This is a genomic window from Mycobacterium haemophilum DSM 44634 (assembly GCF_000340435.2).
Classification (GTDB): Bacteria; Actinomycetota; Actinomycetes; order Mycobacteriales; family Mycobacteriaceae; genus Mycobacterium; species Mycobacterium haemophilum.
This window is the reverse complement of record NZ_CP011883.2, coordinates 982,157-1,006,120: the sequence shown is the minus strand read 5'-3', so window position 1 is coordinate 1,006,120 and position 23,964 is coordinate 982,157. Positions and strand designations below refer to the sequence as shown.

General features: G+C 64.2%; 21 protein-coding genes. 11 read left to right on the top strand and 10 right to left on the bottom strand.

Annotation, left to right across the window (positions count from 1 at the left end; all coding sequences use genetic code 11):
- The first annotated feature begins 53 nt into the window (after positions 1-53).
- The 4 genes from B586_RS04820 to ctpC all read left to right on the top strand — a co-directional run bounded on the left by B586_RS04820 (position 54) and on the right by ctpC (position 4,866).
- Positions 54-1,523 carry an LCP family protein gene (locus B586_RS04820; RefSeq protein WP_047313339.1) on the top strand — a complete coding sequence of 490 codons (1,470 nt, stop codon included), beginning with the start codon at positions 54-56 and terminating at the stop codon, positions 1,521-1,523.
- A complete protein-coding gene (locus B586_RS04815) occupies positions 1,511-2,251 on the top strand; it encodes a TIGR03089 family protein (RefSeq protein ID WP_197079817.1) in 741 nt (246 codons plus the stop codon). Before B586_RS04820 ends, B586_RS04815 begins: the two co-directional genes overlap by 13 nt.
- 143 nt (positions 2,252-2,394) lie before the next feature.
- On the top strand, positions 2,395-2,673 hold the full coding sequence (locus B586_RS04810; RefSeq protein WP_047313340.1) for a DUF1490 family protein: 279 nt from the start codon (positions 2,395-2,397) through the stop codon (positions 2,671-2,673).
- Positions 2,674-2,760: 87 nt separating this feature from the next.
- The gene (ctpC, locus tag B586_RS04805; RefSeq protein ID WP_168162570.1) at positions 2,761-4,866 is read left to right on the top strand and encodes a manganese-exporting P-type ATPase CtpC; all 2,106 of its coding nucleotides are present in this window, start codon (positions 2,761-2,763) and stop codon (positions 4,864-4,866) included.
- A gap of 75 nt (positions 4,867-4,941) precedes the next feature.
- On the opposite strand, the gene B586_RS04800 is transcribed toward ctpC, so the two are convergent.
- The gene (locus B586_RS04800) at positions 4,942-5,622 is read right to left on the bottom strand and encodes a cation efflux transmembrane domain-containing protein (protein WP_414738687.1); all 681 of its coding nucleotides are present in this window, start codon (positions 5,620-5,622) and stop codon (positions 4,942-4,944) included.
- 99 nt (positions 5,623-5,721) lie between these two features.
- Here B586_RS04800 and B586_RS04795 point away from each other — a divergent pair, with 99 nt between their 5' ends.
- Positions 5,722-6,660, top strand: coding sequence for a class I SAM-dependent methyltransferase (locus B586_RS04795; protein ID WP_054880550.1), 939 nt, complete (start codon positions 5,722-5,724; stop codon positions 6,658-6,660).
- Between the two features lie 38 nt (positions 6,661-6,698).
- Complete coding sequence (locus tag B586_RS04790) at positions 6,699-7,916, top strand: CoA transferase (RefSeq protein ID WP_054880551.1); 1,218 nt, start codon at positions 6,699-6,701, stop codon at positions 7,914-7,916.
- Positions 7,917-7,927: 11 nt separating this feature from the next.
- Here the strand turns inward: B586_RS04790 and B586_RS04785 are convergent, their stop codons facing one another.
- Entirely contained in the window at positions 7,928-9,934 is a 2,007-nt protein-coding gene (locus tag B586_RS04785) for a serine/threonine-protein kinase PknD (protein WP_047313344.1), read from the bottom strand.
- 231 nt (positions 9,935-10,165) lie between these two features.
- On the bottom strand, positions 10,166-11,281 hold the full coding sequence (gene pstS, locus B586_RS04780; RefSeq protein WP_054880552.1) for a phosphate ABC transporter substrate-binding protein PstS: 1,116 nt from the start codon (positions 11,279-11,281) through the stop codon (positions 10,166-10,168).
- 294 nt (positions 11,282-11,575) lie between these two features.
- On the opposite strand from pstS (B586_RS04780), the gene pstB reads away from it, so the two are divergent.
- From pstB to pstA, 4 genes are all read left to right on the top strand, one after another.
- Positions 11,576-12,457 carry a phosphate ABC transporter ATP-binding protein PstB gene (gene pstB / locus B586_RS04775; RefSeq protein ID WP_054881069.1) on the top strand — a complete coding sequence of 294 codons (882 nt, stop codon included), beginning with the start codon at positions 11,576-11,578 and terminating at the stop codon, positions 12,455-12,457.
- A 36-nt stretch (positions 12,458-12,493) separates the two neighbouring features.
- On the top strand, positions 12,494-13,612 hold the full coding sequence (gene pstS / locus B586_RS04770) for a phosphate ABC transporter substrate-binding protein PstS (RefSeq protein WP_156166467.1): 1,119 nt from the start codon (positions 12,494-12,496) through the stop codon (positions 13,610-13,612).
- 76 nt (positions 13,613-13,688) lie between these two features.
- Entirely contained in the window at positions 13,689-14,702 is a 1,014-nt protein-coding gene (gene pstC / locus B586_RS04765; RefSeq protein WP_047313506.1) for a phosphate ABC transporter permease subunit PstC, read from the top strand.
- Position 14,703: 1 nt separating this feature from the next.
- Positions 14,704-15,555 (top strand): phosphate ABC transporter permease PstA, encoded by an 852-nt coding sequence (gene pstA, locus B586_RS04760; RefSeq protein ID WP_054880553.1) that lies wholly within the window; start codon positions 14,704-14,706, stop codon positions 15,553-15,555.
- Here pstA and B586_RS04755 read toward each other — a convergent pair.
- The 6 genes from B586_RS04755 to B586_RS04730 all read right to left on the bottom strand — a co-directional run bounded on the left by B586_RS04755 (position 15,552) and on the right by B586_RS04730 (position 22,694).
- A complete protein-coding gene (locus B586_RS04755; protein ID WP_047313348.1) occupies positions 15,552-18,443 on the bottom strand; it encodes an MMPL/RND family transporter in 2,892 nt (963 codons plus the stop codon). The two genes, pstA and B586_RS04755, sit on opposite strands and share 4 nt — an antisense overlap.
- Positions 18,440-18,886 (bottom strand): MmpS family transport accessory protein, encoded by a 447-nt coding sequence (locus B586_RS04750; RefSeq protein WP_156166468.1) that lies wholly within the window; start codon positions 18,884-18,886, stop codon positions 18,440-18,442. The genes B586_RS04755 and B586_RS04750 overlap by 4 nt, the downstream gene beginning before the upstream one ends.
- Positions 18,887-19,031: 145 nt before the next feature.
- The gene (locus tag B586_RS04745) at positions 19,032-19,640 is read right to left on the bottom strand and encodes a TetR/AcrR family transcriptional regulator (RefSeq protein WP_047313350.1); all 609 of its coding nucleotides are present in this window, start codon (positions 19,638-19,640) and stop codon (positions 19,032-19,034) included.
- Positions 19,641-19,662: 22 nt separating this feature from the next.
- Positions 19,663-20,832 carry an acyl-CoA dehydrogenase gene (locus B586_RS04740; RefSeq protein ID WP_054880554.1) on the bottom strand — a complete coding sequence of 390 codons (1,170 nt, stop codon included), beginning with the start codon at positions 20,830-20,832 and terminating at the stop codon, positions 19,663-19,665.
- 13 nt (positions 20,833-20,845) lie between these two features.
- Positions 20,846-21,370 (bottom strand): 5-(carboxyamino)imidazole ribonucleotide mutase, encoded by a 525-nt coding sequence (purE, locus tag B586_RS04735; RefSeq protein WP_054880555.1) that lies wholly within the window; start codon positions 21,368-21,370, stop codon positions 20,846-20,848.
- Positions 21,371-21,392: 22 nt separating this feature from the next.
- On the bottom strand, positions 21,393-22,694 hold the full coding sequence (locus B586_RS04730; RefSeq protein ID WP_054880556.1) for a 5-(carboxyamino)imidazole ribonucleotide synthase: 1,302 nt from the start codon (positions 22,692-22,694) through the stop codon (positions 21,393-21,395).
- 98 nt (positions 22,695-22,792) lie between these two features.
- On the opposite strand from B586_RS04730, the gene B586_RS04725 reads away from it, so the two are divergent.
- Complete coding sequence (locus tag B586_RS04725) at positions 22,793-23,467, top strand: GtrA family protein (protein ID WP_054880557.1); 675 nt, start codon at positions 22,793-22,795, stop codon at positions 23,465-23,467.
- On the opposite strand, the gene B586_RS04720 is transcribed toward B586_RS04725, so the two are convergent.
- Positions 23,422-23,940: a PH domain-containing protein gene (locus B586_RS04720; protein ID WP_054880558.1), complete on the bottom strand. Its 519-nt coding sequence runs from the start codon at positions 23,938-23,940 to the stop codon at positions 23,422-23,424. The genes B586_RS04725 and B586_RS04720 overlap by 46 nt on opposite strands.
- Positions 23,941-23,964: the final 24 nt, after the last annotated feature.

Sequence of the window (23,964 nt, the reverse complement as noted above, 5' to 3'; positions counted from 1 at the left end):
CACGCCGCGGCTGGCTACCCGGCAAGCCGCTGTGTCGCAAGTAATCTAGTGGGATGCCTGTGCAACGTGTGGTTCGTGCGGTTGCCACTGCGCTGACTCTTGCGATCGTGCTGGGGACCGGGGTGGCGTGGACTAGCTTCCGGTCGTTCGAGGACGGCATCTTCCACATGTCCGCGCCGTCACTGGGTAAGGGTGGCAACGACGGCGCGATCGATATTTTGCTGGTCGGTTTGGACAGCCGTACCGATGCCCACGGCAACCCGCTGTCGGCCGAGGAGCTGGCGACGCTGCGGGCCGGCGACGAGGAGGCCACCAACACCGACACGATCATTTTGATCCGGATACCCAACAACGGGAAGTCGGCGACCGCGATCTCGATTCCGCGGGACTCCTACGTGCAAGCTCCCGGCCTGGGCAAGGCGAAGATCAACGGCGTCTACGGCCAAACCCGGGAGGCCAAACGAGCGAGCCTGGTCCGGGCCGGCGATTCCGCCGAAGATGCCGCGGCGCAGGGCACCGAGGCCGGGCGGGAGGCACTGATCAAGACGGTCGCCGACCTCACCGGGGTCACCGTCGACCACTACGCCGAGATCGGGTTGCTCGGTTTCGCGTTGATCGCCGACGCGCTCGGTGGCGTCGACGTCTGTCTCAAAGATGCAGTGTTTGAGCCAATGTCGGGTGCCGACTTTCCGGCCGGCCGGCAGAAGCTGAGCGGTCCGCAGGCGCTGAGCTTCGTCCGCCAGCGTCACGAGCTGCCCCGCGGCGACCTGGACCGGGTGGTGCGTCAGCAGGCGGTGATGGCCTCGCTAGCCCACCGGGTCATCTCCGGAAAAACCCTATCCAGCCCGTCCACCGTGAAGCGGCTCGAGCAGGCTATCCAGCGCTCGGTGGTGATTTCCTCGGGATGGAACCTGATGGACTTCCTCAAGCAGTTGCAGAGCCTGGCCGGCGGCAAAGTCGCCTTCGCCACCATCCCGGTGCTCGACGAGGCCGGGTGGAGCGACGACGGCATGCAAAGCGTGGTGCGGGTGGACCCGCACCAGGTTCAAGACTTCGTTGGCGGCCTGTTGCACGACCAAGCCCAAGGAAAAACCGACGAGCTGGCCTACACACCCGCCAGGACCACCGCCAACGTACTCAACGACACCGACATCAACGGACTGGCCGCTGCGGTGTCAGATGTATTGACCGCCAAGGGATTTACCGCCGGCTCCGTGGCCAACAACCAAGGCGGCCACGTGAAAGGCAGCCAGGTGCGCGCCGCGAAGTCCGACGACCTCGGCGCCCAGGAGGTCTCCAAGGAACTGGGCGGGTTGCCCGTCATCGCCGATGGATCGATACCCGCAGGATCGGTGCGGGTAGTGCTGGCCAACGATTACACCGGTCCCGGCTCTGGGCTTTCCGGTAGCGGTTCGATAGCGCCGGCCTATGCGTCAAACCCTGGTTCGTCGGCTGATGCAGACATCCCGGCGCCATCGCCGATCCTGACCGCCGGCTCCGACATACCCGAGTGCATCAACTGAACACACCGACAACGCTGAGCGGGGCGATTCTGGACCCGATGCTGCGGGCCGACCCGGTCGGCCCGCGTATCACCTACTACGACGACGCCACCGGCGAACGCATCGAATTGTCCGCAGCAACCCTGGCCAACTGGGCCGCCAAGACCGGCAACCTGTTGCGCGACGAGCTGGCCGCCGGACCGGCCAGCCGGATCGCGATCTTGTTGCCGGCGCACTGGCAGACGACGGCGGTGTTGTTCGGGGCATGGTGGATCGGCGCCGAGACGCTCCTGGGCCCAGCCGACCCGACAGCCGACCTCGCGCTGTGCACCGTCGAACGGCTGGACGAGGCCTTAAACATCACAGCCAGCACAGCCGGCGAAGTGGCGGTGCTGTCGCTCGACCCGTTCGGCCGGCCGGCCCCCGGCCTGCCAGTCGGCATCACCGACTACGCGACCGCGGTGCGGGTGCACGGCGATCAGATCGTTCCCGAACGCCACCCCGGTCCCGCGCTTGCCGGCCGATCGGTCGACCAGATCCTGGCTGACTGCGAGAAATCTGCGGCGGCAACGGGTTTGACGTCGCGCGACCGGGTGCTTTCCACCGCGTCGTGGGCAGGACCCGCCGATGTGATCAGCGGTCTGTTGGCGGTCATGGCCGTCGGCGCGTCGTTGGTGCAGGTGGCCAACCCCGACCCGGCGGTGCTGGCGCGCAGGATTGAGACCGAAAAGGTCACCCGGGTACTTTGAGTCGGGCAACTCGCCAACCGACCAGGCCAGCTTCGATTCATATTGATATCGCTATATTTACATGTTAACGTCACGAGAGCGTCGGCTGACGCGGGTGCCGACATGTCACGTGAGAGACGACAGACCACAGGAAGGTTCGAGCAATGGTTCAGGGGCTACTGGCGAAGGCAGCAACCACGGTCATCACCGGCCTGGCCGGGGTAACCGCCTACGAGGTGTTGCGCAAGGCCGTGGCCAAGGCGCCGCTGCACCAAACCGCGGTCTCGGCCGCGGAGCTGGGGCTGCGCGGCAGCCGCAAGGCTGAGGAAGCCGCAGAGTCGGCCAGGCTCAAGCTTGCCGACGTGATGGCCGAAGCCCGCGAACGCATCGGCGAAGAGGCGCCCACACCGGCCGTCGGCGACATCCACCAGCACGACCACTGAGCGCTCGACGTGACCCTCGTGACGGCTGACCAGATCGCCACAGCCGACGATCCTGCCCTCGTCGTGGTTTCGGATGCGGCCGGGCGGATGCGGGTTGCCGTCGAGTGGGTCCGCTCCAACTCCCGGCGCGCCGTGGCGGTCGAAGAGGCGGTAGCCAAGTGCAACGGTGTGCGGGCCGTGCACGCCTACCCGCGCACCGGATCCGTCGTCGTCTGGTACTCGCCCCGGCGCTGTGATCGCCCATCGGTGCTGGCAGCGATCAGCGGCGCAGCGCAGGTGGCCGCGGAATTGATCCCCACCCGCGCGCCGCATTCGGCCGAGATCCGCAACGGTGAGGTGCTTCGTATGGCGATCGGCGCTGCGGCGCTGACGCTGCTTGGCGTGCGCCGCTATGTGTTCACGCGGCCGCCGCTGCTCGGGCCCACCAGCCGGCTCGTCGCCAGCGGCGTCACCATATTCACCGGGTACCCCTTTCTGCGCGGCGCGCTGCGTTCGCTGCGCTCCGGTAAGACCGGCACCGATGCGCTGGTCTCGGCGGCGACCATTGCCAGCCTGATCCTGCGTGAGAACGTGGTGGCACTGACCGTGCTGTGGCTGCTCAACATCGGTGAATACCTACAGGATCTGACGCTGCGGCGGACCCGACGGGCGATCTCAGAACTCTTACGCGGCACCCAGGACACGGCGTGGATTCGCTTAACCGACGGGCCACAAGTGGGCACCGAAATACAGGTGCCGATCGACACCGTGCAGATCGGCGACGAGGTGGTGGTGCACGACCATGTCGCGATACCGGTTGACGGCGAAGTCGTCGACGGCGAAGCGATTGTCAATCAGTCCGCGATCACCGGGGAAAACCTGCCCGTCAGCGTCATGGTCGGGTCACACGTCCATGCCGGTTCGGTAGTAGTGCGCGGGCGCTTGGTGGTGCGCGCGAGTGCCGTCGGCAAGCACACCACGATCGGGCGCATCATCACCCGAGTCGAACAGGCTCAACACGATAGGGCGCCCATCCAGACCGTCGGCGAGAATTTCTCCCGCCGCTTCGTGCCCACCTCGTTCATTGTCTCGGCCATTACGTTGGCGATCACCGGAGATGTCCGCCGCGCGATGACCATGCTGTTGATCGCGTGTCCCTGCGCGGTGGGGCTGGCCACGCCGACCGCAATCAGCGCCGCGATCGGTAACGGGGCACGGCGCGGCATCCTCATCAAGGGCGGATCTCACCTCGAACAGGCAGGCCGGGTCGACGCGATCGTGTTCGACAAGACCGGGACGCTGACCGTCGGTCGCCCCGTGGTCACCAATATCGTTGCGATGCACAAAGATTGGGAGCCTGAGCAGGTGTTGGCGTATGCGGCCAGCTCGGAGATCCACTCTCGGCACCCGCTGGCCGAAGCGGTGATCCGCTCGACCGAGGAGCGCCACATCAGCATCCCGCCGCACGAGGAGTGCGAGGTGCTGGTCGGTCTGGGCATGCGGACCTGGGCCGACGGCCGGACCCTGCTGCTGGGCAGCCCGTCGCTGTTGCGAGCCGAAAAGGTCAAGGTGTCGAAGAAGGCATCGGAGTGGGTCGCCTTGCTGCGGCGTCGGGCGGAGACTCCGCTGCTGCTCGCGGTGGACGGCACGCTAGTGGGGCTGATCAGCCTGCGCGATGAAGTCCGTCCTGAGGCAGCCGAGGTGCTGACGAAGTTGCGGGCCAGCGGTGTGCGGCGGATCGTCATGCTCACCGGGGACCATCCAGACATCGCCAAGGTCGTCGCCGAAGAGCTGGGCATCGACGAGTGGCGCGCCGAGGTGATGCCCGAGGACAAGCTCGAGGTGGTCCGCGATCTGCAGAACGAAGGCTACGTGGTCGGCATGGTCGGCGACGGCGTCAATGACGCTCCGGCGCTAGCGGCCGCTGATATCGGGATCGCCATGGGTCTGGCCGGAACCGACGTCGCCGTCGAGACCGCTGACGTGGCACTGGCCAACGATGATCTCAATCGTCTGCTCGACGTGCGTGACCTGGGCGCGCGGGCGGTGGAAGTCATTCGCGAAAATTACGGGATGTCCATCGCCGTCAACGCCGCCGGGCTGCTTATTGGGGCGGGCGGGGCGCTCTCGCCGGTGCTGGCCGCGGTCCTGCACAACGCATCGTCGGTCGCGGTGGTGGCCAATAGCTCCCGGCTGATCCGCTACCGCCTGTAATTGGCGAGCGTGCGCAGTTGCACGCGACACGCCGCGGTCATGGACGTACAGACACGCACGCTCGGCCGTGGCGGCTCAGCAGCCACAGTCGTGGCCACGCCACGCTCGGATGCCCTGCCACGCCGCCACGGCGGCGATGGCCAGACCGATGGTGGGATCAACCCACCAACCGTCGGGCCAGCAAGCAGTGATCGCCAAGCCGATCAGCACCCCGGCGGCCTGGGCGGCGCACAGGTAGTTCTGGGTGCCTTCGCCCTCGGTGGCCGCCGAGGCCAGCCGAGCACCCACCCGGTGGTTGGCCCAGCCGAGAATCGGCATCAACACCAAGGCCAGCGCCGTTAACCCGATGCCGACTACCGACGTCTCGGCGTGGTGCTGGCCGGCCAGGTCACGGATGGATTCGACAGCGATGTAGGGGGCAGTCAGCCAAAACGACACCGCCACACCACGTTGTGCGCGCCGCTCGGCGGTCTCCGACGCCGTGCGAGTGCCAGTGAAACGCCAGAGCACCATCGCGCTGGCCAACCCTTCGGATCCGCCGCCGAGGGCCCACCCGGTCAATGCGATGGATCCGACCGCCAAACCCTGCCACAGTCCCAGGGCGCCCTCGATGAGCAACACGGCGAGGCTGACCCAGGCCAGCCACCGCGCCCACCGAGCGTTCCGCTGCCATCCGGCATCGCGCGGGGAGGTGCCACAGTCGACATGGGCAGCCGATTCGACGGGATCACCGACCGTGCGGGAGGTCATCGGCATCAAGTGATGGTAAATGCCGATGGCGCCGCATGCGTGCTCAGCGCGCCCGCTGGACCTAATCTCACTAATCAGGAGCACGGCGGGAGATGGGAGCACCAGATGGGGCGCACCGACAACGACACCTGGGACGCGGCGACGAGCGTGGGTGCTACCGCCACGATGGTGGCCGCGGGACGGGCCCGGGCCACCAGGGATGCCCTGATCGACGACCCGTTCGCCGAACCGCTGGTGCGGGCGGTCGGCATCGATTTCTTCACCCGATGGGCGATCGGCGAACTGACTTCCGCTGAGGTCGATATCCCCGACGCCCCCTGGGGCATGCAGCGGATGACCGATGTGCTGACGGTGCGTACTCGCTACATCGACGCGTTTCTGGCCGACGCGGCGTTGTCCGAGGCACCGGGAATCCGCCAGGCGGTCATTTTGGCCTCGGGCCTCGATGCCCGCGGCTATCGACTTGCCTGGCCGACGGGGATGACAGTGTTCGAGATCGACCAACCGCAAGTCCTCGAATTCAAGAGCTTCACGTTAGCCGCGCTCGACGCTTCCCCGACGACCGACCTTCGGGCGGTGCCAATCGACCTCCGCCACGATTGGCCGTCGGCGCTGCGCCAGGCTGGTTTCGACCCGGGACGCCGCACCGCGTGGCTCGCCGAGGGCCTGCTCGCATTCCTGCCCTCGCAGGCGCAGGATCGCTTGCTGGACAACATCACCGCGCTCAGCGCCGACGGTAGCCGGTTGGTGGCGGAGACATTTCTCAACTCCCCAGATGCCTTGCAGGCGTTGGAAGCCGCGAATCAAAAGTGGTATGCGCACGGTCTGGACGTCGTGCTCGACAACCTGGGCTACCCCGGCGAGCGCCACGACGTCGCAACCTATCTCGACGCGCGCGGCTGGAGCGTGACGGAAACGCGGCTAGAACAGTTGTTGGCCGACAACGGCTTACCGGTTCCACCAACAAGCCAGCGGCCAGCATCGGCCGTTTCCGACAATTACTACTGCACCGCGGTGCTGCACCGGGGGGCCGACGCACCCTAGGAGCAGCCGCCAGAAACCAGGTTAGGGAGCGTCCACCAATGCCAAACAGCAACCCCGCCAAACCACTTGACGGCTTTCGGGTCCTCGATTTCACCCAAAACGTGGCCGGGCCGTTGGCCGGACAGGTGCTGGCCGATCTAGGCGCCGAGGTCATCAAGATTGAAGCGCCCGGCGGTGAGGCGGCCCGCCAGATCACCGCAGTCCTTCCCGGACGCCCACCGCTGGCGACATATTTTCTGCCCAACAACCGCGGCAAGAAATCGGTAACAGTGGACCTGACCCACGACGAGGCCAGACAGCAGATACTGCGGCTCGCCGATACCGCCGACGTCGTGCTGGAAGGTTTTCGCCCCGGGGTTATGGAGCGAATGGGCCTGGGCCCCAACGACTTGCGGTCGCGAAACCCCAAGCTGATCTATGCGCGCTTGACGGCGTTCGGCGGTAACGGCCCCCACGGCAGCCGGCCGGGCGTCGATCTGATGGTCGCCGCCGAGGCCGGCATGACCACCGGGATGCCCACGCCGGACGGCAAACCGCAGATCATCCCCTTCCAACTCGTCGACAACGCCAGCGGTCACGTGCTAGCTCAGGCGGTGCTGGCGGCGCTGCTCAACCGCGAGCGCCACGGGGTGTCCGACATTGTCCGAGTCGCGATGTACGACGTCGCGGTAGGCCTGCAGGCCAACCAGCTAACACTGCATCTCAACAAGGCCGACAGCGCCCGAGCAACCTCCAAGCCAGCACCGGAGCAGTATCCGAAAGCTAAGCGGCGCAAGGGAGTTGGCTTTGCCACCCAACCCTCGGACGCCTTCCGAACCGCCGATGGATACGTCGTGATCAGCGCGTATGTGCCCAAGCACTGGCAGAAGTTGTGTCGCATCATCGGCCGACCCGATCTCGTTGACGATGAGCGATTCCGCGACCAACGCGCGCGGGCGGTCAACTACCCCGAGTTGACCGACGAACTTCAGGCGGCGCTGGCCGCCAAGACCGCTGCCGAATGGGTTAAGTTGCTGCAGCAGGGCGGTCTGATGGCCTGCCTGGCCCACACCTGGAAGCAGGTCGTCGACACCCCGTTGTTCGCCGAGAACGACCTCGCCCTGCACGTCGGCAGCGGTGACCCGCAGCTTGGGGCCGTCACGGTGATCCGCACACCGGCCCGCTACGTGAGCTTCAACGCCGTGGTCACCGATCCCCCGCCGGCCGCGGGCCAGCACAACGATGTGTTTCTGACTGGGCCACCGAGTGATTCGTGACTGGCGGCGCGTTAGGGCCTCAGTTTGACGACCCGGTCGTTGCCGCGGTCGGCGACGTAGACGGTCCCGCTTTTGTCCACCGTCACCGCCAAGGGGGTATTGAGGCCGGTAAATGGCAGCACGATCGGGGTGTTGGAGCCGGCCGGCAATTTCACCACCTGGTTGTTGTCGTGTTCGGTGACATAGACGTCGCCGGCGGTGTCCACCGCGATGCCCCAGGGCACGGTGACGCCGGTGAACGCCAGCACGGTCTGGCTGTTTGTCGCGACGTTGAGTTCCACCACCCGGTTGTTGTCGGTGTCGGTGACATAGACGTTGCCGGCGGCGTCCACCGCCACACCATCGGGGTTCTTCAGGCCAGTGAACGGCAGCACGGTCTGGACGGTGGACCCCGCCGCGAGCTTGACGACCCTGCTATTGCCCCGGTCGGCGACATAGACGTTGCCGGCGGCGTCCACCGCAACACCCTCGGGGTAATTGAGATCAGAAAACGGCAGCACGATCTGATGGTTGGACCCGGCCGCCAACGACACCACCCGGTTGTTGAAATCGGTGACATACACCGTGCCGGCGGCGTCCACCGCCAGCCCCTGGGGCTGATAGAGACCCGAGAACGGCAGCACCGTCGGGGTGCTCGATCCCGGCGCCAACTCCACCACCCGCCCGTACATGCCTTCACTGGTGACATACACGTCGCCGGCTTTGTCGACCGCCACCCCACTGGGAGACAGCCGAAAGTCGATGCCATTGAACGGCAGCACGGTTTGCCCGGCCGCCTGCCCAGACGGCGACAACAGACCCGATCTGAGGACCTGGGTGATGCCGATGGCGGCCACCAGCACGAGCACCGCAGCGCCGACGACGATCCACCGCGTGCGTTTCCGGCGGGACTGGGCAGCACCGCGATTCAAGCCCGGGTCAGGCACGGCGGGTGGTTGGCTAAACGTCGGTGGGCCAGCCGGACTGGCGTAGTACGGCGGCCCAGTTGGCCGCCAGCCGCCATCGCCACTGTCGGTGGTTGCCGGATGAGCTACCGGACGAGCCATGGTCTCCTCGCCGGGCGCTGATCCAACCATTGACCTGGGGTCGGTGCCCGAGCCTGGGTAATGGGCCCAGCCGGCGGTGCCCAGCAGGGTCGCGTTGTCGCCGTGCTGCAGAATCGTGGCTTCCTGGTGCTGCTCGGGTGCGGTCAGCGCCTGGTGGGCGGCTTCGGCCAGATCACCCGCGGTGGCATAGCGGTCGGCGGGGTTTTTGGCCATGCCTTTAGCGATCACCTCGTCGAACGCCGCTGGAACCATTCCCGGTCGCAGCTGGCTGGGCCGCGGGGCAGGCTCGAGCAGATGCGCAGCAACCATCCGTTCGACAGTTTCGGCACGATACGGCGGCGCCCCGACCAAACACTCGCCCAACACGCAGGCCAGCGCATAGATATCAGCGCGGTAGGTGACGTCGTTGCCGGTGAACCGCTCCGGGGCCATGTAGTTGTAGGTGCCAATCGCGGTGCCGCTCTGGGTCAGGCCGGGGTCAGACGCGGCGCGCGCGATCCCGAAATCCACCAGGTAAGCGAAGTCCTTGCCGGTGACCAGGATGTTTTCCGGTTTGACGTCGCGGTGTGTGACGCCGTTCGCGTGTGCGGCATCCAGCGCAGCCGCGATTTGGCGCACGATGGCCACTGTTCGCGCCGGGCTCAGCGGACCGTACTGGCTCAACATGGTACGCAGTGAAACGCCGTCGATCAGGCGCATCTCCACATAGAACTGCCCGTTGATCTCGCCGTAGTCATGGATGGGCACGATGTGCGGCTCGGTCAACCGCCCCGCCGTGTCAGCCTCGCGTTGCATCCGCGCACGAAACTCCGAATTATCGGAGTATTGCGCTGAAATCAGCTTCAGCGCCACCACCCGGTGCTTGCGAGTGTCTTCTGCTTCATAGACCTCGCCCATGCCGCCGCGACCCAGTAGCCGCGTCAGCTGATACGGCCCAAACCGCGACCCTACCCGCGAAATAGTGTCGCTCACCGTCGACGCTCCCTTCGATTGGCCGCCGATCCCGACGCCCTCAGTCCCGCCACATCGAAACCGGTGGCTACCACACGGTAAATCCTTAGTGACCGGGCCACAATAAAACTGCGCAACACGAGGCCTCTGTGGGGGTTCGTCAACGGACCACCCAAAGTCGATAGAGCCCTACGGAATTGGCTGCGATGGCCGATGCCCGGCCGGTCAAAGAATCCGGTCCGGGCACGCGAGTTAAGCGATAGCATTCACCGCTGCCGCCAGTTTAGATTGGAACGAGCTCGGCAACGGAATCGACCCATACTGGTCTAAACCTTCTTGGCCCGCACCAATTGCGGCCTGCATAAACGCTTTCACCGCCGTGCCGGTGGCCGAATCCGGATACTTCGAGCAGACGATCTCATAGGTCGCCAACACGATCGGATACGCACCGGGCTGCGTCGGCTTGTAGAACGACGACGTGTCCAACACCAAGTCGTTGCCCTGCCCCATGATCCTGGCCCCGGCAATCGTTTTGCCGACGGAGTCGGTAGTAATCGAGACCGGATCCGGACCCGCTGACGTGATGATCTGGGCCATATCCAACTGCTTGCCCACCGCGAACGACCACTCGTTGTAGGTGATCGACCCGTCGATGTTCTGCAGGGCCGCCGACGTCCCATTATTCCCCGCGGCGCCGACACCGACACCCCCATCGAAGGTCTCGCTGACACCTTTACCCCAGGCACCGTTGGATGCGGCATCGAGGTATTTCTGGAAGTTGTCCGTGGTACCTGACTTGTCGCTGCGGAAGATGACGCGAATGGGTATTGACGGCAACGGCGTGCCCGCGTTGAGCGCGGCGATCGCCGGGTCGTTCCACGTGGTGAGGGTGCCGTTGAAGATCTTTGCCGTGGTGGGTCCGTCTAGCTTCAGCGACGTCACGCCGTTGATGTGGTAGGTGACCGCGATCGGGCCAAACACCGTCGGCAGATCCCATGCCGGCGAACCGCAGCGCGCCGCCGCGCTCTCGGTCTGACCCTTCGACGGATCCAACGGCACGTCGGACCCCGCCAAATCGGTTTCGTTATTGATGAACTCCGTCACCCCGCTGCCGGAGCCGTTTGCGTTGTAGTCCAACGTATAGCCTGGGCACGCCCGGATATAGGCGTAGACAAATTGTTCCATCGCGTTCTCTTGGGCGGTGGAGCCGGCGTCCTTAAGCTGCTTCTTGCCGCCGCAGTGCACCGGCACCGACGAGGTGTTGGATCCAGATGACGAGGTGTTGGTGCTGTTGGGACCGCACGCCGATAACACCAGCGCGCTGGCGGCCAACAGAGTCAGCGCAGCGCCAGATCGGGTGAACTTCACGGAACTCCTTTCACGAGTCAGGCGACGAATGCACGCATTCCGCCACCATGGAGCCCCCTGGAGCACTCCCGCCGCACGCTGGTTTGGCGACAAACACGCGGACCTGTGGACATCCAAGCCTTGCCAGCTGGGAGCAGGATTAGAGGCGCCTTTGAAGCTTTTGTGGAAAAACTAGAAGAGTTTAGCCGCAGCGGTGCAGATGAGCAGATACTGAGCGGGGCCTTTGAAGGTATGTAGAAGATAGCCCGCGTGGCGACTTGCGTGGGGTCTCGAAGTAGCTTTAGTGGGATGTTGATGAGCCCGGAACAGCTTGGCGCCGAAACCGGTGCCCCGAAAACTGATGCTGCTGATGCCGCGACACCGGCCATGGCGGCGGTGAACCTCACGTTGAGTTTCGCCGCCAAAACCGTGCTCGATCAGGTGAGCCTGGATTTCCCCGCCCGCGCGGTTACGTCCTTGTTGGGACCGACCGGCTCAGGGAAGACGACCTTCCTGCGCACCCTGAATCGGATGAACGACAAGGTATCCGGGTACCGGTACAGCGGTGACGTCCTGCTCGCCGGACAGAGCATCTTCAACAGCAGCGACCTGATGGAGTTCCGCCGCCGGGTCGGCATGCTATTCCAGCGTCCCAACCCGTTTCCCATGTCGATCATGGACAACGTGGTTGCCGGCGTGCGCGCGCACAAGATGGTGCCGCGCAAGGAATTCAAAAGCGTTGCTGAAGCTCAACTGACCGAGGTTGGGCTCTGGGATGCGGTCAAGGATCGGCTCGGTGATTCGCCGTTCCGGCTCTCCGGCGGTCAGCAGCAGTTGTTGTGTCTGGCCCGTGCGCTTGCGGTGGAACCGGAGGTGCTGTTGCTGGACGAGCCCACGTCCTCGCTGGACCCGACGACGACCGAAAAGATCGAAGGGCTCATTCGGTCATTGGCCAACCGGCTGACCGTGATCATGGTGACCCATGATCTCGCCCAGGCCGCCCGGATCGGTCACCGGACGGCATTATTTTTCGACGGCAGACTGGTCGAGGAAGGGCCCACCGAACAGCTGTTCTCATCGCCCAAGCATGCCGAAACGGTCCGTTACATCTCCGGACTGTTCGGCGACCGCAGGCCCCTCGGTCCCGGAGAAAGGCAAGTCGGGACCACAGCAGCAAATGGCGGAAACCCCGAATAGACCGGCAAATCGACCGGCAATAGAAAGGTCAGTTGTGTGATGATTCGTTTGCGTACCTTGTTGGCTGCCGTGCCGCTGGTCTTGGTGGCAGCCTGCGGTTCGAACTCAACAAGTGGTTCGTCCGGTCCCGGGGCCGGCGGTAACCCTGCCAGCCCAGCCACCGCGCCCGCGACGTCAAAGGTCACGCTGTCAGAGACCGGCAGCACGCTGCTTAACCCGCTGTTCAATCTGTGGGGTCCGGCCTACCAAGCGAAGTACCCGAACGTCACGATCACCGCCCAAGGCACCGGGTCGGGTACCGGGATCGCACAGGCCGCTGCCGGGACGGTCGATATCGGCGCCTCCGACGCCTACCTGTCCCAGGGCGACATGGCTACGCACAAGGGATTGATGAACATCGCGTTAGCCATTTCCGCTCAGCAGATCAACTACAACCTGCCCGGTGTCAGCGAGCACCTCAAACTGAATGGCAAGGTGCTGGCGGCCATGTACCAGGGCACGATCAAAACCTGGAACGACCCGCAGATCGCCGCCCTCAACCCCGGCGTGAACCTGCCTGGCACCGCGGTCGTTCCGCTGCACCGTTCCGACGGGTCCGGTGACACGTTCTTGTTCACCCAGTATCTGGCGAAGCAAGACCCCGACGGCTGGGGTAAGTCGCCCGGCTTCGGCACCACCGTCGACTTCCCCGCCGTGCCGGGCGCGCTGGGCGAGAACGGCAACGGCGGCATGGTGACCGGCTGCGCCGAGACCCCCGGCTGCGTCGCCTACATCGGCATCAGCTTCCTCGACCACGCCAACCAGAAGGGACTGGGCGAGGCCCAGTTGGGCAATGCCTCCGGTAACTACCTGCTGCCCGACGCCCAAAGTATTCAGGCTGCCGCGGCCAGCTTCGCCTCGCAGACCCCGGCGAACCAGGTGATCTCCCTGATCGACGGGCCGGCCGCTAGCGGCTACCCGATCGTTAACTACGAGTACGCCATCGTCAACAGCAACCAGAAGGATGCCGCCACCGCGCAGACGTTGCAGGCATTCCTGCACTGGGCGGTGACCGACGGTAACAACACCTCGTTCCTGGACCAGGTGCACTTCCAGCCGCTGCCGGCGGCGGTGGCCAAGTTGTCCGACGCCCAAATCGCCAAGATCGCCAGCTAACGAGTTTTCGGTGACCCTGACTGGCCTCTCCGGGCCCCAGCTCAGCCCGGGCCGCGGGCACGTGCCGCGGCCCGGGCTGAGCCAGCTTCGTAACCTCAGCCGCACCGGCCTCGGCATCCGGTGGGCCGGCGGCGTGGCTGCGGTGATCCCGATGCTGGCGCTGGTGTTCGTGCTGGCGACGTTGGTTATCGAGGCGCTGCCGGCGATCCGGCTCAACGGGTTGCACTTCTTCACGGCCACCGACTGGAATCCGGGCAACACCTACGGCAACACCGTTGTCAGCCGCGGCGTTGCACATCCGATCGGCGCCTACTACGGGGCATGGCCGCTGATTTTCGGCACCCTGGTCAGCTCGGCGATCGCCCTGATCGTCGCGGTGCCGGTGTCCATCGGAGCGGCGTTGGCGATCGCCGAACGGTTACCGAAACGTCTCGCCTCCGCCGTCGGCATGGTGCTCGAATTGCTCGCCGGCATCCCCAGCGTTGTCGTCGGCCTGTGGGGAGCGCTGACGTTCGGGCCGTTCATCGCCCACCACATCGCTCCGGTGATCGCCCGCACCGCTCCGGATGTGCCGGTGCTCAACTACTTCCGCGGCAACACCGGTAACGGAGAGGGCATGTTGGTTTCCGGCCTAGTGCTGGCGGTGATGATCATTCCCATCATCGCCAGCACCACCCGTGACTTGGTCAAACAGGTGCCCCTGCTGCCCCGCGAGGGCGCGACCGCGTTGGGGATGTCCGACTGGGAGTGCGCGCGCCGAGTCACCCTGCCGTGGGTGTCCAGCGGCATCGTCGGCGCCGTGGTTCTCGGACTTGGGCGCGCGCTGGGGGAGACGATGGCCGTCGCAATGGTCTCCGGAGCGGAGTTGGGCGCGATGCCGACCAACATCTATTCGAGTATGACCACGATCGCCGCCACCGTGGTGTCCCAGCTGGATTCGGCGCTGACCGACTCCACCAACTTCGCGGTAATGACGCTCGCCGAGGTTTCTCTGGTGTTGATGGTGATCACCCTGCTGACGAATGTGGCCGCGCGGGGGCTGGTACACCGGGCGTCGAATACCGCGCTGCCCGTGGGACGAGGTGTTTGACATGAGGTCGCTCGCCGTTCGGCGCAAGATGGTCAACGCGCTGTTCTGGGCGGGCTGCCTGTGCTGCCTGGCGGTGGTGGTGGCCCCGACGTTCTGGATGCTGATCGGAGTCGTCAGCCGTGCGTTGCCGGTGTTCCACTTACATGTGCTGACCCAGGACACCCAGGGCAACGGTGGCGGCCTGCGCAACGCCATCATCGGTACCGTCGTCCTGGCCCTCGGGGTCGCGCTGGTGGGTGGCACGGTGAGCGTGTTGGCCGGGATCTACCTGTCCGAGTTCGCCACCGGGAGGAAACGCTCGATGCTGCGCGGCGCCTACGAGGTGCTGTCCGGTATCCCGGCCATCGTGCTCGGCTACGTCGGCTATCTGACCCTCGTGGTCGCCTTCGACTGGGGGTTTTCCCTGGCGGCCGGGGTACTGGCGCTGTCGGTGATGAGCATTCCGTATATCACCAAGGCCACCGAGTCCGCGCTTGCCCAGGTGCCGACGTCCTACCGGGAAGGTGCTGAAGCACTCGGGCTGCCCGTCACGTGGACGCTGCGCAAGATCGTGCTGAAACCGGCACTGCCCGGCATCGTCACCGGCATGCTGGTGGCTCTTGCGCTGGCGATCAGCGAGACGGCCCCGATGCTCTACACCGCGGGTTGGTCGAATTCCGTCCCGACCGGGCAGCTCACCCACTCGCCGATCGGTTACCTGACCTATCCGATCTGGACGTTTTACAACCTGCCGTCGAAATCGGCCCAGGACCTGTCCTATAACGCGGCGTTCTTGCTGATCGTGTTCCTGCTGCTGCTGATCGTTTTCGGTCGGCTGATCACCTGGTTTGCCCGGCGGCATTCGGAATCCTAAGCGCCAGAGGGTAATCCGGAGTTCTCGGATTCCCGCAGCAGCAGTGCACGAACCAGGGGACGTGGACCGTAGGGCCGCAGCAGCCTGCTGGCCGGGCGCGGACGCACTCGTTGCGGCCACCAGAACCAGCGCCCGAGAAGCGCGGCGATGGACGGCGTCATAAACGACCGCACGATCAGCGTGTCGAACAGCAACCCGAGGCCGATGGTGGTTCCTATCTGGCCGAGGACACGCAAATCGCTGAAAACAAAGGACGACATGGTGGCGGCAAATACCAGGCCCGCGGAAGTCACCACCGAGCCCGAACCAGCCATCGCACGGATAATGCCGGTCTTCAATCCGGCGCCGATTTCCTCTTGGAACCGGGAGATCAGCAGCAGGTTATAGTCGGAGCCCACCGCCAGCAGCAGGATCACGGCCAGTGCCAGCACGATCCAGTACAGCTGGATACCGAGAATGTCTTGCCAGACCAGCACGGAGAGCCCAAAAGAAGCGCCCAAGGACACCGCCACCGTGCCCACAATGACGATTGCGGCGACCAAACTTCGCGTAATGATCATCATGATGAGCAAAATCAAGCTCAGCGCGGCGATGGCGGCGATCATCAGGTCGTATTTTGCGCCGTCTTGGATGTCCTTGTAGGTCGCCGCGGTGCCGGCGAGATAGATATTGGCGCCCGCCAACGGGGTGCCCTTCACGGCCTCGTGCGCCGCATCCTTGATCGCGTCGATATGCGATATGCCCGCCGGTGTTGCGGGATCACCTTCATGGGAGATGATCATGCGAGCCGCTTTGCCGTCCGGCGACAGGAACAATTTCAGGCCCCGTTGGAAGTCGGGGTTGTTAAAAGCCTCCGGCGGCAAATAGAAGGAGTCGTCATTCTTGGCGGCGTCGAACGCTTGTCCCATGGCGGCCGAGTTTTCGGTGAGTGCTTGCTGCTGAGCGTTGATCCCAGAGTTGGTAGCGTAGTTGGATAACACCAAGTCCAGATTGGCCTCCTGGCTGGCAATCTGGGGCGGTATTAACGACACCAATCGCGGCTGGGTTGCATCTAATTTATCCAAAGATGCTGTCAGGGTTTGAAACTGCTCGGCGAGCTGATCGATACCGTCAAGTGCGTCATAGACGGACCGGATCGCAAAGCAGACCGGGATATCGTAACAGTGTGTATCCCAGTAGAAATAACTGCGAATCGGTCTGAAAAAATCGTCGAAATTCGCGATCTTATCCCGCAAATCATTGATCAGGGCGACCGTGTTGTGAAAGCTTTGAGTCTCGTCATGCGTGGCGGCGGCGAGCTCCTGCTGAAGCGCGTATTGCTGCTGCAAAATGTGGATCGTTTTCCGCAGCTCGTCGGCTTGCTTCAACAAGTCGTTTGCGCGATCTCGCTGATATTTCAGGTTCTGGGTCTGACCGACACTTTGCATGCTGATCTGGAACGGTATCGAGCTGTGCTCGATCGGAGTTCCCAACGGCCTGGTCATGGCTTGCACCTGGGCGATGCCACGTAGATGGAAGACACCCTTGGCCACCCGGTCCAAGATGAGCATGTCCGCCGGATTACGCATATCGTGGTCGGTTTCAATCATGAGCAGTTCAGGATTCAGCCGGGCCTGAGAAAAATGCCGCTCCGCAGCGGTGTATCCGATATTGGCCGGCGCGCTACCGGGCATGTATTGCCGGGCGTCGTAACTCGTCTTATATCCCGGCAGGGCGAGCAGGCCGATAGCGGCTACCGCACCTGTCACCGCAAGAATGGGCCCGGGCCAGCGGACGATAGCCGTGCCGATCCGCCGCCATCCCCGGGTCCGCATCTTGCGTTTGGGTTCCAACAGGCCGAACGAGCCGCCCACCGCAATCACGGCCGGAGCCAGGGTGAGCGCGGCCAGCAGCGCAACGAGGATGCCTAGCGCGGCGGGAACACCGAGGCTTTGGAAATACGGCAGCCGGGTAAAGCTGAGACAGTACACCGCGCCGGCCACCGTCAAGCCCGAGCCCAGCACCACGTGGGCGGTCCCGTGAAACATGTCACGGAAGGCGGTGGACCGGTCGTGTGCGGTCTGCCGCCCTTCGTGATAACGGCCGAGGAAAAATATCGCGTAATCGGTGCCGGCGGCAATGACCAGCAATGTCAAAAGATTTGTCGAGTAGGTGGAAAGTCCGATGATCCCAGCGTTTCCCAGAAAAGCGACGACCCCTCGGGCCGCGGCCAATTCAATGAGGACCGTGATAAGCACGAGGAGCATGGTGACAACAGAACGGTAGACAAATAACAACATGATGGCGATCACGAGGATAGTGATCGCGGTGACCTTCGCCGTTCCTTTACTGCCCACTTCGAACTGATCCGTGATGAGCGGCGCCGCGCCGGTGACGTAGGCTTTAATGCCAGGTGGTGCGGTCATCTGCGCCACAATGTCGCGGACCGCGTCGACGGACTCGATCGATTTCGCTTCACCTTGATTGCCGGTAAGGTAAACCTGAACATACGCGGCTTTGCCATCATTGCTTTGCGAGCCCGCCGCCGTGAGCGGGTCCCCCCAGAAGTCCTGTACGTGCTGCACGTGCTTGGTGTCCTGCGCGAGCCGCTGAATTAGTGCGTCGTAAAACCGGTGGGCGTCAGCGCCGAGTTGCTTATCGCCTTCCAAGACGATCATCGCCGCACTGTCGGAATCGAATTCGCGGAACACTTTTCCGATGCGTTTCATGGCCTGCAGCGACGGCGCATCCGGGGAGCTTAGCGACACGTTATGCGCTTTTCCGACCTCTTCCAATTGCGGGACAACGCTATTGGTGAGGACCGCAAGCCCCACCCAGACCAGGATGATCGGGACCGAAAGCCGGCGGATCGTGTCCGGTACCGACGCTCGCGGGTGCTGGTTGCTCATCCGGACTTGTCCAAGCAGAAGGTATACGCATTCACTTCGTTGACGGACCTTTCGTCTTTGACGACACCGTTGATGGTGATGCGGCAGCCGATGGAGTTGCCGTTGCCCTGCGCGACCAGGTTGGCGAATACCCCCGGTTGCGTTGTCGTCATCGTGACCGACCACGGCAGGGTCGTGTCGAGGACTTGCTGCGGCGCAGCGTTGATGTCCAGGTAGTTGATGGTTGCCACGGTTCCGGGGGCGCCAAAGACCTCGAGGAGCACCTGCTTAGGGTTGAACGGGTTGATGTCGTTCGAGATGGCATTGCCGGCTGACGTGTTGTTGTGCGAGCCGAAGATTCCATGCAGCCGGTAAACGCCGAACCCCGCGACGGCGACCACGACCACGGCGACCAGCAACATCCACCAACGCCTGACGAGGCGGGTAATTGAAATCCCCTTCACCCGTTAGCCTTTCGATAACCGGCGACACGATCACCCGGGCGAGGGCATCTTTCCTGCGCTTCGAGCGGGGATCGACTGTTATGACAGTACGGTACCGGACCGGACAGAACAAGAGACGGAGTCGTACACTGCTGGTCGTGCCGCGTCACCTAGCGGATCGGGTCAGGCTGGGGATGATGACGTCGTCGACCAGCGCTTGCACGGTGTGCCGAGTGGGCGGCCGAGTGGGGATGATGGACCGGAAGATGAGGTAGCCGGGCAGCAAGTCCCACAGTTCGTCGCTGATGGCGGCATCGTCCATCTCGCCGCGGTCGACGGCCTGCCGCAGGATGTGGTGGACCAAGGCTTTCCGCTGGTCGACAAATTGCTGCTGCAGCACATCATTGAGCGCGGGGTTGCGCGACACCTCGACAAGCACCGCACGGATGGTGCTGGCCTGCTGGAGGGCCTGCTGGCAGATGAGCTCGCCCAGTCGCAGCAAGTCGCCGCGCAGTGAGCCAGTCTCAGGTGGAACCGCGACCTGGCGAATACCCTCCACGAAGGCGGCCAACACTAATTCGGCTTTAGACGGCCAGCGCCGGTAGACGGTGGCCTTGCTGGCTCGGGCGGTTGCCGCGACCGCGTCCACTGTCAGCCGGTCATATCCGTGTTGTTGCAACAGCCGTAACGTCACCTCAAGGAACTCGACCTCGCGCGGCGACCACGGCGAGGAGTCCGCGGCACGATCAGCCATCTCGGTCACAGCGCCCACGATAGAACCGATCGGAACTACGGCGTCAGCGCAGCAGTGCCCGCGACATCACCACGCGCTGAATCTGGTTGGTGCCCTCGTAGATCTGGGTGATCTTGGCGTCGCGCATGAACCGCTCGACCGGGAAGTCGGTGGTATAGCCAGCGCCGCCAAACAATTGCACGGCGTCGGTGGTGACCTCCATCGCGATGTCGGAGGCAAAACATTTCGACGCCGCCGAGATGAAGCCCAGGTCCGGCTCACCGCGTTCGGCCCGGGCGGCGGCGGTGTAGACCATCAACCGCGCCGCCTCCACCTTCATCGCCATGTCGGCCAGCATGAACTGAACGGCCTGGAAGGTGCTGATCGATTCGCCGAATTGCTTGCGGTCCTTGGTATACGCGATGGCAGCGTCCAACGCGCCCTGCGCAATGCCCACGGCTTGGGCCCCAATTGTGGGACGCGTGTGATCCAACGTGGCCAACGCTGTCTTGAAGCCAGTACCGGGCTCACCAATGATGCGATCACCGGGGATGCGGCAGTTCTCGAAGTAGAGCTCGGTGGTTGGTGACCCCTTGATCCCGAGCTTGCGTTCTTTCGGACCAACGCTGAACCCCTCATCGTCGCGGTGCACGACGAACGCGGAGATGCCGTTGGCGCCCTTGTCCGGATCGGTCACCGCCATCACCGTGTACCAGGTTGACTTGCCGCCGTTGGTAATCCAGCACTTGGAGCCGTTGAGAATCCAGTCATCCCCGTCGGCTTTGGCCCGGGTCCGCATCGACGCGGCGTCGCTGCCGGCTTCGCGCTCACTCAACGCATAGGACGCCATCGCCCCCTCCGCGGCCAACGACGGCAGCACCTGTTTCTTGAGTTCTTCCGAACCTCGCAGGATGAGGCCCATGGTGCCCAGCTTGTTAACTGCAGGAATCAGCGAGGCGGACGCGTCGACACGGGCCACTTCTTCGATCACGATGCAGGCCGCGACGGAGTCCGCGCCCTGACCGCCGTACTCCTCGGGAACGTGGACAGCGTTGAAACCGGAGGAATTGAGCGCCACTAGTGCTTCTTCAGGGAACCGAGCCCGCTCGTCCACATCGGCGGCGTGCGGAGCGATCTCTTTTTCCGCCAACGCGCGAATCGCTGCCCGCAATTCGTTGTGTTCTTCCGGCAGCTTGAACAGATCAAACGACGGGTTTCCGGACCAACCAACCATCACGGCCTCCTTGCTACTCGCCGGTTAACTTACCCCGAAGCCGCTGTAAATCCGCATCCTTGGCCCGCACGGTATCGGCCAACCGGTCGGAGAACGCAACCAGCTGCGCTCGAAGCTGCAGGTCCGACGAGCCCAAAATGCGCACCGCCAACAAACCCGCGTTGCGGGCGCCGCCGATGGACACGGTGGCCACCGGAACCCCCGCCGGCATCTGCACGATCGACAGCAGCGAATCCAGGCCGTCCAGCCTGGCCAGCGGCACTGGCACCCCGATCACCGGTAGCGGAGTCGCGGAGGCGACCATTCCAGGCAGGTGAGCGGCGCCGCCGGCACCGGCAATGATCACCTCGATGCCGCGGTCGGCAGCACTGCGCGCATAGTCGAACATCTCAGCGGGGGTGCGATGCGCCGACACCACCCGAACCTCGACCGGGATGTCAAACTCCGCCAGTGCATGGGCCGCATCTTGCATCACCGACCAGTCGCTGTCGCTGCCCATGATCACCCCGACTCGGGGCTGCTCAACCTTTCCAGCCATGCGGGTCCCATCCGTCCGTCATCTAGCGCCGCTCCTCTCCCCCGCAAGCGGGAGGTACCCCCACATCGCTCTTTCGCTCTGCATCGTCGCCGCCGCGCCACTGCCCGTGTGATAACCAATGTGCCGCCAGCTCAGCGCGTTCACGCAGCTTAGTGGGGTCTTTTAGGTCCTTGTCGGTGCCGAGAAAATTGATGTGCCCAACCTTGCGACCAGGCCGCTCGGCCTTGCCGTAGAGGTGAACCCGAGCATCGGGCATCCGCGCAAACAGGTGGTGCAGCCGTTCATCCATCGTCATCGCGTTCGGCGCCGGCGGTTGCGGGGCGCCCAGCACGTTGACCATCACGGTCACCGGCGCGGTGGCGTCGGTCTCGCCGAGGGGATAGTCCAGCACAGCACGCAGATGCTGCTCGAACTGGCTGGTGCGAGCACCGTCCATGGTCCAGTGTCCGGAGTTGTGCGGCCGCATCGCGAGCTCGTTGACCAGCAAAGCGCCGTCGGTGGTTTCGAACAACTCGACCGCGAGCACACCGACCACGCCGAGTTCGGCGGCCAATCGCAACGCCAGCTGCTGCGCAGCCGCGGCCAGGTCGTCGGCCAACGCCGGCGCCGGCGCGACCACCAACAGGCAAATCCCGTCCCGTTGCACCGTCTCCACGACCGGCCAGGCCGCACCCTGGCCGAACGGCGAGCGCGCTACCAGCGCGGACAACTCGCGACGCAGTTCTACCCGCTCCTCCACCAGCACCGGCATTCCGTCGGCCAGATATCCGGCGGCGATCTCGCGGGCGTCTGCCAGGTCGCGGGCCATCCGCACCCCCCGGCCGTCATAACCCCCGCGGACCGCCTTGACCACGATCGGGGCATCTTTCGAGCCCGCCAGGCGCTGCGCGAACGCGTCGATTTCGGCCAAGTCATCCACGCTGTCCAATGCCACGAAGCGGGGCACCGCGGCTCCCAGCGCCGTCAATCGTCGCCGCATGACCAGCTTGTCCTGGGCGTGCACCAAAGCGTGCGGCGGCGGTGCCACATTGATGCCTTCGGCCACCAGCTTGTCCAGCAGTTCGGTCGGGACGTGCTCGTGGTCGAACGTCAACGCGTCGGCTCCGGCGGCGACACGGCGCAGGTCTTCAAGGTCGGTGTGCGAGCCGATCACCACATCGGGGGTGACCTGCGCAGCGGGTTCGTCGGCGGCGGTGGCTAGCACCCGCAGCGTCTGCCCCAGCCCGATCGCGGCTTGATGGGTCATCCGGGCAAGTTGACCGCCGCCGACCATGGCAACCACTGGGGCAACTCCGGGTGGGCGTGTACTCGGCACGGCCATCATGGTGTCATGGCGGTGGATAACATGTTGACCCGCAGCAATACCCAATCGTTAGATAGCATTTTGCGTCGATTTTGCGTCAATCCGTACACTGACGTGTTGTGTCCTTTGCCGATGCCACGATCGCGCGCTTGCCGACCGTACTTCAGCCGTATGCGCAGCGCCACCACGAACTCATTAAATTTGCCATCGTCGGCGGCACCACATTCATCATCGACTCAGCAATTTTCTACACCCTCAAGCTGACGATTCTCGAGCCCAAACCGGTAACCGCCAAGGTCGTCGCCGGCATCGTCGCGGTTATCGCGTCCTACGTGTTGAACAGGGAATGGAGCTTTCGGGACCGCGGCGGCCGGGAACGCCATCATGAGGCACTGCTGTTTTTCGCCTTCAGCGGTGTGGGGGTGCTGCTGAGCATGGCGCCGCTGTGGTTCTCGAGCTATGTCCTGCAGCTGCGGGTGCCCATGGTGTCACTGACCGTGGAAAACCTCGCCGACTTTCTCTCGGCTTACATCATCGGCAACCTGCTGCAGATGGCGTTTCGCTTCTGGGCGTTCCGGCGCTGGGTGTTTCCCGACGCGTTCGCCCGCAACCCCGAAAAGGCGCTGGAATCCGCCCTCACCGCGGGCGGCATCGCCGAAGTCTTCGAGGACGGCTTCGAAGACGGCAACGTCACCCTGTTGCGCGCCTGGCGCAATCGCTCCCGCCGCCTGGATTTGAGTCCCGCGTCTCAGCTGGGCGACTCCTCGGAGCCAAGGGTGTCGAAAACCTCGTGATACAGCAGCGCGTGCACCTGACGCAGGCGCGGAATGTTGTAGAACTCCAGCGGGTCTTGTGACGCGGATTCGATAATCAGCGTTCCGGTGCGAAACATCCGTTCGGTAATCCGGTCCCGGAACTCCACGCTGTTGATGCGCGCCAGCGGAATGTCGATCCCACTGCGGGTCAGCACCCCGTGCCGAAACATCACCCTCCGGTTGGTGACGACGAAATGTGTGGTCAGCCAGCTAAGGAACGGCCGCAGCGTGAGCCAGCCGACGATCACCAGCCAGACGCCCCAGAGGACGCCGTAGATCACGTTCTTGGCAACCTGCGCCCAGTGCGTCGAGTTGATGTACCCGGAACCAAACGCCGCCAGCCCGGTCGCCACGATGAGCACCAAAGCGGGCCAGATCAAACACTTCCAGTGCGGATGGCGATGCAAAACCACCTGCTCGCCGGCAGCCAAGGCATTATCCGGATACCTCATCTTCGCGACCTTAGCCGGCGTGCG

Bases quoted from the DNA above. Each gene is read 5' to 3' on its own strand.
- B586_RS04740 (WP_054880554.1), bottom strand. From the start codon at position 20,832: ATGGTTGGTTGGTCCGGAAACCCGTCGTTTGATCTGTTCAAGCTGCCG.
- purE (WP_054880555.1), bottom strand. From the start codon at position 21,370: ATGGCTGGAAAGGTTGAGCAGCCCCGAGTCGGGGTGATCATGGGCAGC.
- pstB (WP_054881069.1), top strand. From the start codon at position 11,576: ATGAGCCCGGAACAGCTTGGCGCCGAAACCGGTGCCCCGAAAACTGAT.
- B586_RS04755 (WP_047313348.1), bottom strand. From the start codon at position 18,443: ATGAGCAACCAGCACCCGCGAGCGTCGGTACCGGACACGATCCGCCGG.
- B586_RS04810 (WP_047313340.1), top strand. From the start codon at position 2,395: ATGGTTCAGGGGCTACTGGCGAAGGCAGCAACCACGGTCATCACCGGC.
- ctpC (WP_168162570.1), top strand. From the start codon at position 2,761: ATGCGGGTTGCCGTCGAGTGGGTCCGCTCCAACTCCCGGCGCGCCGTG.
- pstA (WP_054880553.1), top strand. From the start codon at position 14,704: ATGAGGTCGCTCGCCGTTCGGCGCAAGATGGTCAACGCGCTGTTCTGG.
- B586_RS04820 (WP_047313339.1), top strand. From the start codon at position 54: ATGCCTGTGCAACGTGTGGTTCGTGCGGTTGCCACTGCGCTGACTCTT.
- B586_RS04795 (WP_054880550.1), top strand. From the start codon at position 5,722: ATGGGGCGCACCGACAACGACACCTGGGACGCGGCGACGAGCGTGGGT.
- B586_RS04720 (WP_054880558.1), bottom strand. From the start codon at position 23,940: ATGAGGTATCCGGATAATGCCTTGGCTGCCGGCGAGCAGGTGGTTTTG.
- B586_RS04730 (WP_054880556.1), bottom strand. From the start codon at position 22,694: ATGATGGCCGTGCCGAGTACACGCCCACCCGGAGTTGCCCCAGTGGTT.
- B586_RS04800 (WP_414738687.1), bottom strand. From the start codon at position 5,622: ATGCCGATGACCTCCCGCACGGTCGGTGATCCCGTCGAATCGGCTGCC.
- B586_RS04790 (WP_054880551.1), top strand. From the start codon at position 6,699: ATGCCAAACAGCAACCCCGCCAAACCACTTGACGGCTTTCGGGTCCTC.